This is a genomic window from Tenacibaculum sp. E3R01 (assembly GCF_003318185.1).
Classification (GTDB): Bacteria; Bacteroidota; Bacteroidia; order Flavobacteriales; family Flavobacteriaceae; genus Polaribacter; species Polaribacter halocynthiae.
On sequence record NZ_QOCC01000019.1, the window covers coordinates 682,479 to 697,063 of the forward strand.

The 14,585-nt window shown below is 29.1% G+C and carries 12 protein-coding genes; 8 read left to right on the plus strand and 4 right to left on the minus strand.

Annotation, left to right across the window (positions count from 1 at the left end):
* Window positions 1-43: 43 nt before the first annotated feature.
* The 5 genes from DS884_RS08200 (at window position 44) to DS884_RS08220 (ending at window position 6,326) form a co-directional block, all read left to right on the plus strand.
* Window positions 44-1,075: a cytochrome-c peroxidase gene (locus DS884_RS08200; protein WP_113786424.1), complete on the plus strand. Its 1,032-nt coding sequence runs from the start codon at window positions 44-46 to the stop codon at window positions 1,073-1,075.
* The gene (locus tag DS884_RS08205; RefSeq protein ID WP_113786425.1) at window positions 1,038-2,033 is read left to right on the plus strand and encodes a transporter; all 996 of its coding nucleotides are present in this window, start codon (window positions 1,038-1,040) and stop codon (window positions 2,031-2,033) included. Before DS884_RS08200 ends, DS884_RS08205 begins: the two co-directional genes overlap by 38 nt.
* 5 nt (window positions 2,034-2,038) lie before the next feature.
* Window positions 2,039-4,390: a TonB-dependent receptor gene (locus DS884_RS08210; RefSeq protein WP_113786426.1), complete on the plus strand. Its 2,352-nt coding sequence runs from the start codon at window positions 2,039-2,041 to the stop codon at window positions 4,388-4,390.
* Between the two features lie 61 nt (window positions 4,391-4,451).
* The gene (locus DS884_RS08215; RefSeq protein WP_113786427.1) at window positions 4,452-5,696 is read left to right on the plus strand and encodes a PepSY-associated TM helix domain-containing protein; all 1,245 of its coding nucleotides are present in this window, start codon (window positions 4,452-4,454) and stop codon (window positions 5,694-5,696) included.
* A gap of 87 nt (window positions 5,697-5,783) precedes the next feature.
* Window positions 5,784-6,326, plus strand: coding sequence for a DUF2911 domain-containing protein (locus tag DS884_RS08220; RefSeq protein WP_113786428.1), 543 nt, complete (start codon window positions 5,784-5,786; stop codon window positions 6,324-6,326).
* A gap of 36 nt (window positions 6,327-6,362) precedes the next feature.
* Here the strand turns inward: DS884_RS08220 and DS884_RS08225 are convergent, their stop codons facing one another.
* The 4 genes from DS884_RS08225 to DS884_RS08240 all read right to left on the minus strand — a co-directional run bounded on the left by DS884_RS08225 (window position 6,363) and on the right by DS884_RS08240 (window position 9,297).
* Window positions 6,363-6,863, minus strand: a complete 501-nt coding sequence (locus DS884_RS08225; RefSeq protein ID WP_113786429.1) for a hypothetical protein — start codon at window positions 6,861-6,863, stop codon at window positions 6,363-6,365.
* A gap of 554 nt (window positions 6,864-7,417) precedes the next feature.
* A complete protein-coding gene (locus tag DS884_RS08230) occupies window positions 7,418-8,329 on the minus strand; it encodes a DUF5777 family beta-barrel protein (protein ID WP_113786430.1) in 912 nt (303 codons plus the stop codon).
* Entirely contained in the window at window positions 8,310-8,867 is a 558-nt protein-coding gene (locus DS884_RS08235) for a YceI family protein (RefSeq protein WP_113786431.1), read from the minus strand. The genes DS884_RS08230 and DS884_RS08235 overlap by 20 nt, the downstream gene beginning before the upstream one ends.
* Entirely contained in the window at window positions 8,860-9,297 is a 438-nt protein-coding gene (locus DS884_RS08240) for an OB-fold protein (protein WP_113786432.1), read from the minus strand. Before DS884_RS08240 ends, DS884_RS08235 begins: the two co-directional genes overlap by 8 nt.
* Before the next feature lie 154 nt (window positions 9,298-9,451).
* Here DS884_RS08240 and DS884_RS08245 point away from each other — a divergent pair, with 154 nt between their 5' ends.
* The 3 genes from DS884_RS08245 (at window position 9,452) to DS884_RS08255 (ending at window position 14,477) form a co-directional block, all read left to right on the plus strand.
* Window positions 9,452-10,546, plus strand: coding sequence for a LytR/AlgR family response regulator transcription factor (locus DS884_RS08245; protein ID WP_113786433.1), 1,095 nt, complete (start codon window positions 9,452-9,454; stop codon window positions 10,544-10,546).
* Window positions 10,547-10,701: 155 nt separating this feature from the next.
* Window positions 10,702-11,121, plus strand: coding sequence for a hypothetical protein (locus tag DS884_RS08250; RefSeq protein ID WP_093869342.1), 420 nt, complete (start codon window positions 10,702-10,704; stop codon window positions 11,119-11,121).
* 308 nt (window positions 11,122-11,429) lie between these two features.
* A complete protein-coding gene (locus DS884_RS08255; protein WP_113786434.1) occupies window positions 11,430-14,477 on the plus strand; it encodes a leucine--tRNA ligase in 3,048 nt (1,015 codons plus the stop codon).
* The last annotated feature ends 108 nt before the right edge of the window (window positions 14,478-14,585 follow it).

The window sequence follows — 14,585 nt, forward strand, 5'->3', positions numbered from 1 at the left end:
ATTGATATTGATTAAGCTTAATCAATTGTAAAAATAATACGTAATGAAAAAAATATTGATAGTATTATTGGTATGTACTTTTCTTAGTTGTAAAAAAGATGAGGTATATACTAATGTAGAGCTTGTATTTGAAAAGCCCAGTAATTTTCCTGAGCCACATTATGATTTGAAATCAAATCCTATTACTGAGAAAGGGTTTGAGTTAGGGAAGAAATTGTATCATGATGGGAAATTGTCTAGTGATGGTGTGGTTTCTTGTGCTTTTTGTCATCAACAAAAATTTGCTTTTACCCATCATGGTCATCAGTTTAGTCATGGTGTTGAAGATAGAAAGGGTAAAAGAAATACTCAGCCTATTCAAAATGTAGCTTTTCAAAAACAATTTTCATGGGATGGAGCAGCTTTTCATTTAGATCTCTTTCCGATAATACCAATTACTAATCCAGATGAAATGGATGAAACTGTAACGAATGTTATTGGGAAGTTACAAAAGGATAAAGTATATAAACAGTTGTTTAGTGAAGCTTTTAAAGATGGTAAAATAAATGCAGACAATACATTTAAAGCATTGTCACAATTTATGTTGATGATGGTTTCATCGAATTCTAAATACGATAAATATGTTAGAAAGGAAAAGGGTGGAGATTTTTCAAATGAAGAAAAAAAAGGATTAGCGCTTTTTAAGGAAAAATGCGCTTCATGTCATACTTCAGATTTATTTACCAATGATGCTTTTAGGAATAATGGACTACCTATTAATCCAGATTTGAATGACTTAGGAAGAATGACAGTTACTTTATTAGAAGAAGATAAATACAAGTTTAAAGTTCCCAGTCTTAGAAATATTGAGCTAACTGCTCCTTATATGCATGATGGAAGGTTTGGTTCATTAGTTTCAGTACTTAATTTTTATTCTAATGGAATTCAAGAAACACAAAATTTAGATCCTATTCTTAAAAGCACAAAAGGCATCGTTGGAATTCAATTAAAACAAGAGGAGAAGACAGCAATAATTGTTTTTTTAAAAACATTAACAGATGAAGAATTTATTACAGATAAGAGGTTTACAGAATAAAATAATAGTAGCGCTTTTAATGTGTCTTTTATCAGTGAAATTAGAAGCAAACAATCCTTTTCCTAAATATTATACTTCATTTTTAGATGATTGTGATGCCTGTGGGTGTAGTAACAATGGAGGAAGTTTAGGGCTGGGAGGAATCATTGATAATAATTTCATAGGGGTAAGATACCTACATCAAAAGTACCAATCTAAAGATGGTATTTTTAATAATTCACCAATAATAAATGAATTTTTTAATACAATACAGGTGTGGTCTAGAATTCCAATAATCAAAGGGTGTTTAGAGACTCAAATTTTTGTTCCTTTTCATTTTCACTCAAGAGATTATGTGAAAAAAACAACAAGAATTGAAGGGTTGGGAGATCTCTCTTTTTTAATTAATTACACTGTTTTAAATAAAAAAAAGAGTAGTTATAATGAAAAAAAAGATGCGATTTCAACATCTAATCACTTACTAAAAGTAGGAGGAGGTATAAAGCTTCCTACTGGAAATTATGACGAAACAGTTAATAATTCAATTAACCCAAGTTTTCAGTTAGGTACTGGTAGTATTGATGTAATTACCAACGTACAATATGTATATAAACATAATAACTGGGGAGTAACAAACTATCTTAATTATTATTTAAAAACTGCTAATAGCAAAGAGTACCAATTTGGTAACCAGTTTAACTTTAGTAGTACTTTTTTTTATATGTTCAAAGATGTCGGCAAAAATAATTTTGTTCCATCTGTGGGAGTATCAGGAGAGTTTTATGATAGTAATAAAGTTTTTAATGTACCAATTAAAAATACAAAAGGGCATGCTTTATTTACAAGTTTTGGAGCTGAGTATAATACAAATAAGCTAACAATAGGAGCATTAGCAATGTATCCAGTACAACAAAAATTAGCGCAAGGAACTATTAAAATAAAATATAGATCAAGCATCTATTTAAATTACAATTTTTAAAAAGAATGAAGAAAACATATTTAATGGTATGTATTACAATACTATTTGTTGTAATAAATACTTCAGCTCAAACTATTTTTAAAGGAAAAGTAGTTACAAAGCAAAAAGAATCTATTGTACAAGCTACAATTATATCACAAGAGAATAGAAAGAAAGGAACAATTACCGATTTCGATGGTAACTTTTCTATAAAGTTAAAAAATGAAAGTGTACAAGTATCAGCTATAGGTTATAAAACAAAACAAGTAATTTTAAAAGAGGGTTACAATACTATTGTTTTAGACGAGGACATTGAAAACTTAGAGGAAGTAATAATCTCGGCAAGTAGAGAAACACAAAAAAGACAAGAGGTTTCGGCTTCTATTGGATTATTAACAGCGAACCAAATAAAGGAAACGAAAGCATTTGGAATAGAGCAGCTGGTAAATCAAGTTCCAGGAGTTTTTATGAGTACTTCAAAAGCATCAAGTAATGAGCAACATTTTATGGCTACTCGATCTCCAATATCAACAAAATCATTGTTTTTATATGTTGAAGATGGTTTGCCAATACGTCCAGTAGCAGTGTTTAATCATAATGCTTTGTTAGAAATGAATAATACGACCTTTAATAGAGTTGAGGTATTGAAAGGGCCAGCTTCTAGTATTTATGGAAGTGAAGCTATTGGAGGGAGCTTTAATTTTATTACTAAAAACCCTAGTAAAGAGTTTGGTGGTTCCATAGGTTTTCAAATTAATGATTTAGGGTTAACAAGATATGAGCTTGAAGCTTCAACAACACTAAAAGAAAAGCATGGTTTTTATATTGGAGGGCATCATGTACGAAGAGATAATGGTATTGTAGGGCATTCTGATTATGAAAAAACGGCTGTTTCATTTAAAAATACAAATGAGTTTTCTGAGAGCTTACAATGGACAAATAGTTTAACATATATAAACTATCGCTCTGATATGTCAGGATCAATTTCTGAGAAAAATTATACAGATGGAAATTATAAAAGCAATCAAACATTTACTGAGCGTAAGGCAAAAGCTTATAGGTTTCGTTCTACGTTAGATAAATTTTGGAATGATCGAAATAAAACTTCTTTTAATTTTATATACAGAAATAATGAAATGAACCAATTACCATCTTATAGAATTAAACAAAACAGAGTTGGGGGAGTTTTAGATGGTACAGGAAAAGGAGAAATTAACGTTAATAAATTTAAAAGTTATGTTGGTTTAATTCAGCATAAAATAGATTTTAATTTTGCTAATTCAAGTTTAATAGTTGGTGCTACAACTGATTTTTCACCACAAACTTATCAAGCAGAAAATATTGATGTAACTGTTGATGTTGCATCTGCTAAAAATATATATTATTCTATTAAAAAAGGAGATTATATTTTAAAGTACGAAGCAGATATTTTTAATTATGCAGGGTATGCACAGTTTGAAATATCACCTTTACAAAATGTTAAGTTAACTGGTGCAATTCGTTATGATGGTTTTAAATATAAGTATGATAACAAAGATGAAGGGAATTCAGGAGTACAAGATACAAATGTAACCTATACTAATTTTTCACCGAAGTTAGGTGTTAACTTGAATTTAAGTAAAAATGCGGGAATATATTCTAATTACTCTAAAGGATTTACGCCACCACAAGTTGGAACTTTGTTTAGAAATGGAAAAAATACAACTGGAAATGCATTTTCTTTACAACCTGCTAAATTTCATAATTATGAAATTGGAGGGTACTTTATGATTCCTTCAAAATTAAAAGTAGATGTGGCTATTTATCAATTAGATGGAATTGATAGGTTGATTTCTATTAGAAATGATAACGGAGATTTTGTTCAAAAGAATGCTGGAAAAACACGTTCAAAAGGTGTTGAGTTAGGAGTTAAATATAATTTTATTCATAATTTATGGGTGAATTATAGTGGTAGTTATGCAACTCATAAGTATCGTTCTTTTTTTGATAATAATGTAGATTATTCTAATACTGATATGCAAACTGCACCTAAATATATAGCAACAACTTCTTTGAATTATAAACCTATTAATAATTTATTAGTAACACTTGAACATGAACAAATAGGAAAATATAATACTAGTTTTGAAGGGCAAGCCGTTGTTGGTAAAGATGGATTAGGGAATTCAGTTTTTGGAACTTCTACTTATGGTGGTCATCAAGTTTTTAATTTTAGAGCAAATTATACGTACAAACAGTTTGAAATTTGGGGGCAAGCCTTAAATGTTTTTGATAAGCTGTATGCAGTAAGAGCTTCTTATAGTAAATGGGGTAAACAAAATACGTACAGTATTGGAAACCCAAGAGCATTTCATTTTGGAGTGAAGTATAATTTTTAATGAATGAAATGAATGGAGTTGATATAGTTTAACTCTGTTTGTTTTTTTGGAATCGAATAAAATGAAAAATAGAAATTTGAATCAATGGTTGTGGAAGTGGCATTTTATTGCTGGTTTAATATCATTACCTTTCGTATTAGTGCTTTCGGTGACGGGGGCTATTTATTTGTTTAATCCTAAAGTAGAAAAGGAGGTAAAAAAGAATATTCAACATGTAGTAGGAAAAGGTGAAGTAAAACACTCCTTTCAACAACAATGGGATGTTGCTATACAGCATATGAAAAAGAAACCAAGTGCAATGGTTTTACCTGTAAATAGTGAAGAAAGTACAGAGTTTGTTTCAGGTAGATTTAGTCATAAAAAATCACTATTTGTAAATCCATATACTAATGAAGTATCAGGAAAGTTTTCATCAAAAGACACATGGATGTATAGCGTTAGAAAACTGCATGGTGAATTATTAGGAGGTAAAGTAGGAACAAAAATTATTGAACTAATTGCAAGTTGGATGATTGTACTTATTATTACAGGTCTATATATTTGGTGGCCTTTTAAAAGAGGTGTTAAAGGTGTTTTTACAATTAGATACAAAGAAGGAAAAAGAATTCTTTTTAGAGATGTACATGCAGTGTTAGGGTTTTGGATTTCAGGTTTGTTATTACTAACCTTAGCAGGTGGTTTACCATGGACTGATGTTTTTGGAGGTAATTTTAAATGGGTGCAGAAAGTAACCAATACAGGATATCCAAAAACATGGAATGGAAGAGGGTTATCTTCAGCGATTGCTAATAAATCATTAACATTAGATAAAATGGTTTTTATAGCAAAACAGCAAAATTTAGAGGGTACAATAAGTATAGGACTACCAAAATCGTCCAAAAGCACATTTAGTGTATCTAATAAAACAAGTAACTTAAAAGCTCAAAAAATGTTACATTTTGATCAATATTCTGGTAAATTACTAAAGGCGCATAACTGGAGTGATGTAGGTATTTTAATGAGAGGAAGAATGTGGGTTATGGTATTTCATCAAGGACAGTTTGGAGTATGGAATTGGTGGCTAATGTTTGGGGTAGCCATTGCACTCACATTAATGAGTATTGGAGCTGTTTTTTCATATTTATTAAGAAGGCAAAAAGGAAACTGGGGAATACCTAAAGTAAAAAAAGATTTTAAAGTGGGGGCAGTAGTTATATTATTTATAGTGTTCTTAGCAATTTTATTACCTCTTTTTGGACTAAGTGTATTGTTATTGTTTATATATGAGTTAATGAAGCAAAGAAGATTTTTAGTAGCTAAAAAGTAAAAATATTTTTTTAAAATTAATAAAAGTTTAACGTAAGGATATTTAGATTTGTAGACGAATACGAAATAATCACATATACACAGAATAATGAAAAAATCAATTTTATCAATTATTGTATTTACAATAGCGCTAGTGTTTTCAAATGAAATAAATGCGCAAGAATTTCCAGGATTAGATAAAAGTCCTATGGATGCAGCGTCATACCCTTCAAGCTATAGAGTTTCTAATAAGAAGGTAAAAGTAATATATAGTCGCCCTCAGTTAAAAGGAAGAGGTTTAGATAAATTAGCGCCAGCAGGTAAAGTATGGAGAACGGGAGCTAATGAAGCAGCAGAAATTACTTTTTATAAAAATGTGAATTTTGGTGGTAAAGAAGTAAAGGCAGGTACATACACTTTATTTACAATTCCAGGAGCAACTAAATGGACTGTAATTTTAAGTACAGCTAAAAATGTTTGGGGATCATATTTTTATAAAGAAAGTGAAGATGTAGTTCGTGTAACCGGAAAGGTTTCAACAGCAAAAGAAAAATTAGAAGTTTTTTCAATAGCTTTTAGTGGTGAAGGCGATAACTTTACCATGAATTTAGGTTGGGGAAAAACGATAGTTATAGTTCCTGTTAAAGGATAATTTTTGTAGAAAAATAAAAAGGGGTTAAAATTTATTTTAACCCCTTTTTTTTATGCGTTTATATTTTTCAGGATCTACTTCTTTCCAGTAGGGTTCATAAAAATCTCTTTTTTTCAGATTGTTTTTATTTATAAGACGTGAAAATAAATTAGCTAAGACTTTTTTTTCAGATGATGATTCAGATAGTAAATCTGTTTCGTTTTTATCTAATATTATAATCGAAGAGTAAGAATATTTAAACGCTTCATAACCATTAGTTATAATTGTATACTTTTTTCCATTTGAAAATAAGTCTATATTTTCCCATATTAAAATGGGGTGCTTTATATTATTTGAATATGTTTTTTTACTCCATTTTCCAAACTTATCATACATTACTTTATGAGTATCAAGTGGTGAACCTCCTGTAAAGCGTATTTCGTTATAAGAAGTTGTATCACTTTTATGGATAAAATTAAATTTTTCAAACACTATTTTATGAGTTGAAAAACAACTTAATAGAATAAAAAGTAAAAATGATAGATAAAAGTATTTCATAACAGTTTTTTTAGCTAATATAAAGCTTATAGATTATAAAAGTAAAAAATGTTAAAATATCATGATAATCAGTGACTTATTGTGTGGAAATGTGTCATAATAGTGTAAGTAGTAACAAATACATTTACTAGATAAATGAAACATAAAGTAAATCTCACCATATAAGAAAGAGGTCACTAAAAAGAAACATTTATAAGAACTACTTAACTTACAATTTTACCCCTTGATGCTCAATGGGAATCGCCATTGAGCATTAAACCTTTTAGTTTACTCCCTGTTACTATAATGTAAGAAAGAATAGATAAAATATTTCTATTCTATTACTTTCGTTTATGACTAAAAATAATACGCTTAAGGAATTTTGTGAAAAACAATTAATAATTAAATAGATATTTGATGAGCCAGTATAACTGGAAGGGGAAATATTTTATAGGTAATATTAAATTTAAACATAGTACTACCTTTTATGATTTATCAAAATCAACTAACTACTTTTATTTAAAATCGTCTAGAATTTACTTTTAGACGATTTTTTATAGTATTGAAAACTTAATTTAAAGTTTGTTTTTACTTAAATGTAATACAAATGTTGCATTAAAACCAAAATGGAAATTACCATCATGAAAGTTGAAATTATTTTGAGTTTGTGTAATAAAAGCATCCTCAGAAAAACTTCGAGCATTTGTAATTTGAAATTGTAAAAGTAAATGACTTAGCTCCCAGTTAACTCCAACCATAAAAGGGTTGTAAGTTTTTATAGGTGATTTTACAGGGTTGGTTACATGATAGTATTCAGAAACAATAGAAACATGTCCTCCTACTTTATACCTTGCTCCAAGCCCTAAAGCAAATTGGCTTTTGGGTTGACCTTCAAAAACACTATTAGTACGATTAATTAAAGTTGGCGTTAACTGCATAGAAAACTTTCTGTTAAATTTTCTGGCAATTAAAACTTGACTTGTAAAACTATAGATGTTTGAATCTAAAGTACTACTTCCGTATAATCCAGATGTAGAATTTTTATTCTTTCTAATAGAAGTTCCTTGAAAAAGGACAATGCTAAAAGGGGATTTGTTAGTGTTTCTTTTTTGTTTAATAATTTTATACTTTAGAAAACCATCAGTAACCTTATTAAAATTTGTATAGCCAGCACCAATTGTAAAATTATCAGTAATAGCATAGTCTAAACCAAAGCGTACACTAACTTCATCTGCTAAAAAACGTTGCGTGTTCCCCTCTTTATGATTCCAATATCTACTATAAAGAGAGATTTCTAAAGCTCCCTTTTTTCTAGTTTCAATAGAATGACCTAAACCAATTCTTGTAGTTTTAAAAGTGGCTATTTCGTTTACTGGCTTTGTTTGGTATTCTTTTTCTAGTTTAGTTAATAAACTTTGAGCATTCATGGAAAACAAACCTGCTATAAAAGAAAAAGAGAATAAATATTTAACGATTGATTTCTTCATAAGGAAGGTATTGGATTTTGATTTTAACTGAAACAATTTTGGCAATATTATTAGATAAAATTGGAGGTATTTTAATTTCGAAATCTTTAACAACTAAACTAAATTCACCATCTAGATAAAATCCTTTTGGAGTTTTACTAATTGATGTTTTTATAGAAATCTCTTTAGAGATACCACGAATGGTAATGGTACCTTTTATTAATTTAGTTTGAACTCCAGAAGCTAATGGATCAAAATCAATGATCTTTCCTTCAAAAGTTGCTTTAGGGAAAACATCCGATTCAATATAACTTTCATTAAAATGTTCATGCATCAAGTTTTTCTTAAAAACAAAAGCACGCATTAACATACTTACAGCTATTTCTTTTTTTTCAATATCTAAAATACTTAAAGCTTGATTGTTTTTAGCTTCTATATTTTCAACAGAAGCATAAGAGAAAAATGAAACTTGCCCCTGCCGAGCAATAAATTGATTTTGTGCACTTATTTGAGTAATAAAAAGAGCACTGAATAGGAAGAGTACAAGTAATTTATTCATTAATTTTAAAATCTATATAACAATCTAAAAGTATTACATCTTTTAAAAAACCTTTGCAAATTCCTTTTAAAGTTACTTTTTGATGTTTTTTTATGTTGGTTAGTTTTTTTGTTTGACTTTTATGAATGTCACAAATAATTCCAGAATTATTAGAGTTGTTACCTTCTAAAATGAGGGTAGTTTTATCGTTTAAAAAATTTATTTCTTTAATAACTCCAGTAACTTGTATTAGTTTATTGATGTATAAATCATCAGCTTTAGTTTCATTATGTATAAAAGCCTCTACTAATTTAGTTGACTGAATACTGATTTCAACTTTTGAAGTACTTGAATGCTTTTTATTAACAATCAAAAACTGATATGTAATTATTCCAATCAATAATAGGAATAAGAAAATAATAGCGAAAAAGAAAGTCTTTTTGGTAATCACATTTTCAAAAGTTAATTCTTTTTCAAAGAAAAAGAATTATTTCAAAATTACAGAACAAATCTACGTGAAAAGGTAATATTAAAAGTTGAAGAAGAAAAAATAAACACTAAAAAACCAATAATAGTAGTATATTTCGTTTTTTGAAAAGTAAAACATGAGAAAAGATAGATTGTATTTTTTAACGATTTTGTCAATAGCATTTGTCTTTTTAATAGTGGCAACTGTTGCCTCTAATTATTTTATAAAAGCTAGTGCTAATCAACTTATAGAGGTTCAAGTTGAATCTAGTAAAAGAGAAGCAAATGAAATAGCTAGGATGTTAGATTTTCAATTATCTAACAACTTAGATAAGAATAAAGCTATTAACAATCTTCAAGAAACAATTACTGAAACTAGCTCAGATAGTTGGTTTATTAGTGTGTTTAATTGGTCTGGACAAAAGGTATGTCATCCAGATATAACTAAAATCGGACAAAGTATTAACTCTAATTCAAACTTGTTATCATCTTTAAAAGGAAAGAATAATTCTGATGATTTGTATGAACTGCTTGTTACAAATTCATCAAATACAGCTCAATTAACTTCGGAAGTAATTCATATTGCACCAACTAAAACGTCCGATCTTATTGTAGCGGCAAATGTTAATGTGAATAGCATTAAAATTCAAATGAAAAAGCTAAGACGAAATTTTTACCTAATTTTTTTAATTATGGGTATTTTAGTTATTGTTTTATCTTCATTTGCAGTAAGGATAATTGGTAGTCGTTATGAAAAACAGTTAGAACTAAAAAACTCTAATTTGACTTCTGAAGTAATGAATTTATCAAAGCTAAATACTGATCTTGTATCTTATAAGGAAAAAGTAATAAAAGTAACTAAGCAAGATAAAACTGAAGGAAATTCAGAAAAAAATAAAAATAGAATTTTAACGTACATGAGAAATGAGTTAGTACCTGTGCTAATTAAAGACATTGCTTACGTTTATACAGAAAACACAATTACTTATGTAGTTTGTTTTGATGGAAAAAAATCTACATCTAATGCAAGTTTAGATGATATGTATACTAATTTTGATGAATCCTTGTTTTTTAGAGCGAATAGGCAGTTTATTATAAATATTGCTTCTATTGATAAAATAATTAAATATGGAAAGAGTCAATTAAAAATTGTTTTACAATCAGAAACTCCTGAAGCAATTATTATTAGTAAAAATAAAGCAGCTGAATTTAAACAATGGCTTAACATATAATAGTATTACTTTATTAGTAATTACTTAAAAGTTTAACTCTTTTTTTTCCTCTTTAATTCTTTTTTAACCCTCTTAGCTAAGTTTTAGGCTGTGAAACTTAATAAATAATACGTATTTCGAAGTGTCTTAAATCACTAATCCAAAATACTGAAATTATGAAAAGTTTATGTAATCTAATTGTTTTTATAGGAATTATAATACTCCTTGGGTTTTCAAGCTGTAGCTCTAATGAAGATGAATTACCTAAAGAACTAACAATAGAAGATAAAATTGAATTGTTAGAAAAAGGTGATTGGTTGTTGAAAGGGCTTGAGAAAAATGTTAAGCATACTTTTAAAAGTGGTAAACGATCAACATTTTATGGAATTGATGGAGTGTTTACAACTCCGATTCCAAGGACATTCGATTACTATAAAACAAATGAAAAATTAACAATCAATTATGGAGGTAGTAATATTAAGAGTTATGAGGTTGAGTTTAGTTGTGAAAATACGATTGTATCTTTTTTTATTAATAAAGAGGTTTTACAAGTATTATATAAGGAAGGGTCTAATTATAAAACATGTATAGAGTAAAAATAATTTTAAGGGAAAATATTTTTAATTCAATGTGATTGTCTTTCATGAGTAAGGTTGACAATAGTAGAGACGTCTACTTTTGTCAACCTTTTTAGGATAAAAAAGAAAATATAAATTTAATACTGTTATAAAATTCAGTACTTACTTAGAATTGAATATCATAAAACTTTTATAATCCTCAAATAAACGTAAATTTGCACCTTTAAATAAATATCGTAGTAATAGTAACGAGTTTGTTGTTAAAATCTAATTAATAGATTACTGCATTCTTTTGTTAATTATAACGATAGGAATAAATAAGAAGAATGCAATACAATCATCAAGAAATAGAAAAAAAATGGCAACAATTTTGGGCAAACAACCAAACTTTTAAAGCCAGTAACACTTCTGATAAACCAAAATATTACGTACTCGATATGTTTCCTTATCCTTCAGGAGCAGGACTTCATGTTGGACATCCTTTAGGGTATATTGCAAGTGATATTTATGCACGTTATAAACGTCATAAAGGATTTAATGTATTGCATCCACAAGGATATGATTCATTTGGGTTACCAGCTGAGCAGTATGCAATTCAAACAGGACAACACCCTGCAATTACTACAGAAACAAACATAAAAACATACCGTCGTCAATTAGATAATATCGGTTTTTCTTTTGATTGGTCTCGTGAAGTGCGTACCTCTAGTCCAGAGTATTATAAATGGACTCAGTGGATTTTTACTCAATTATTTAATTCTTGGTATAATAAAGATACCGATAAAGCAGAAGATGTTTCAACCTTAATTTTAAAATTTGAAGCAGAAGGAAATGCAAATATTAATGCAGTTTCAGATGAAGATATTGATGTTTTTTCTGCGGATGAATGGAAAAGTTTCTCATCAGAAAAACAACAAGAAATACTATTACAATATCGTTTAACCTTTTTATCTGATACCGAGGTAAACTGGTGTCCTGCTTTAGGAACTGTTTTGGCAAATGATGAAATTGTAAATGGAGTTTCAGAACGTGGAGGACATGAAGTGATTCGTAAAAAAATGACGCAATGGTCTATGCGAATTTCTGCATATGCGCAACGTTTATTAGATGGACTTCAAAATATAGATTGGCCACAACCTTTAAAAGATAGCCAAACAAATTGGATTGGTAGAAGTCAAGGTGCAATGGTTTCTTTTGATGTAGATGGGTACGATGCTAAAATTGATGTATTTACAACACGACCTGATACAATCTTTGGAGTGTCTTTTATGACATTGGCTCCTGAACATGATTTAGTAGCAAAAATTACAACAGCTGAACAAAAAAAGGCAGTTGATACTTATATAGAAGCAACAGCTAAACGTTCTGAACGTGATCGTATGGCAGATGTTAAAACAATATCTGGGGTATTTACTGGTGCATATGCTTTGCATCCATTTACTGGTAAACAAGTGCCTATTTGGATTGGTGATTATGTATTGGCAAGTTATGGAACTGGTGCTGTTATGGCTGTTCCATGTGGTGATCAGCGTGATTATGATTTTGCAAATCATTTTGGATTACAAATTCCAAATATTTTTGCAAATGTTGATATTTCTGAAAAAGCAAATGATGCTAAAGACGGAATTAAATTAGCGAATTCTGATTTCTTAGATGGCTTAAATTATAAAAAAGGAATGAAAACCGTAATCTATGAATTAGAGAAACGTGGTTTTGGGTATGGAAAAATAAATTACCGTTTACGTGATGCTGTATTTAGCCGTCAACGTTATTGGGGTGAACCATTTCCAGTATATTATAAAAATGGAATGCCTCAAATGATTGACGCAAAACATTTGCCAATTGTTTTACCAGAAGTTGAAAAATATTTACCTACAGAAGATGGAAAACCACCTCTAGGAAATGCTGAGGTTTGGGCATGGGACTGCGAAAACGCAAAGGTTGTTAGTAATGATTTAATTAATAACGAAACTGTGTTTCCACTTGAGTTAAATACAATGCCAGGTTGGGCAGGAAGTTCTTGGTATTTTAACCGTTATATGGATTCTACGAATGATGGAGAATTTGTAAGCAAAGAAGCGGTTGATTACTGGAAAGAGGTTGATTTATATATTGGTGGTTCTGAACATGCCACAGGGCATTTGTTATACGCACGTTTTTGGCAAAAATTCTTGTTTGATAAAGGACTTCTACCTGTTGATGAGTTTGCAAAAAAACTAATTAATCAAGGAATGATCTTGGGAACGAGTGCTTTTTTATATAGAATTACTCCTAGTTCATTTATTTATAAAGGAGCTAGCACATCTCTTCCTGAGTGTGTTAGAGAGAAAAGCTTTATTGTGTCTTATGATAAATTCAAAGAATTTGAATTATTTGACGACGGTATATTTCCTAGTGTCAAAAATGATAAGTTAATGAAAATAATAACTCATTTTGTTAAAGAAAGTTTAACTCAAGAAGATTTAAACCTTTATAAAAAGTTATTTGATTTAGATGAAATAGATGTTAATTTAGTTGAAATATCTGATTATTTACCATACAACAAGTTAAATGTAGATATAAAACATATAGATGAAAAAACTAATGTATTAAATAATGAATCATTTCTATCTGATTATAAGTATTCGGATTATATAAATGCTATTTGGATTAATGAAGATGATAATACCTTTAAAGTTTCACGAGAAGTTGAGAAAATGTCGAAATCGAAATACAATGTTGTAAACCCGGATGACATTTGCGAAGAATACGGAGCTGATGCATTGCGTTTATTCGAAATGTTTTTAGGCCCTTTAGAGCAAACAAAACCTTGGAAAACTTCGGGTATTTCAGGAGTATATTCTTTCTTAAAAAAATTATGGAAATTATATGTTGGTGAAAATGGAATTACTATTTCTGATGATGAACCAACAAAAGATGAGTTAAAAACGTTACATAAAACAATTAAAAAAGTAGAAGAAGATATTGAGAATTTCTCATTTAATACTTCAGTTTCTACCTTTATGATTGCTGTGAATGAATTAACTGCATTAAAATGTAATAAACGTGCTATTTTAGAGCCGTTGCTAACATTAATTTCTCCGTATGCACCTCATATTTCAGAAGAATTATGGAGTAAATTAGGACATGCTGAATCTATTTCAACAGTTAACTTTCCAAAATTTGAAGCTTCTCATTTAGTTGAGAGTTCTAAAAATTACCCAGTTTCATTTAATGGAAAAATGCGTTTTACGTTAGAGTTACCTTTAGATATGTCTAAAGAAGAGATAGAGAAAACTGTAATGGCGTATGAAAAAACGCAAGCTCAATTGCAAGGACGTACTCCTAAGAAAGTAATTATTGTGCCTGGAAAAATTATTAATATAGTAGGATAGTAAAACACTGAACTACAAAGTAGTAAAACACCTTGGTTTATTTAATTAAACTAAGGTGTTTTTTTGTGATTAAAACTAAAAATATTCTCAAATTTGCACAAAAAATAT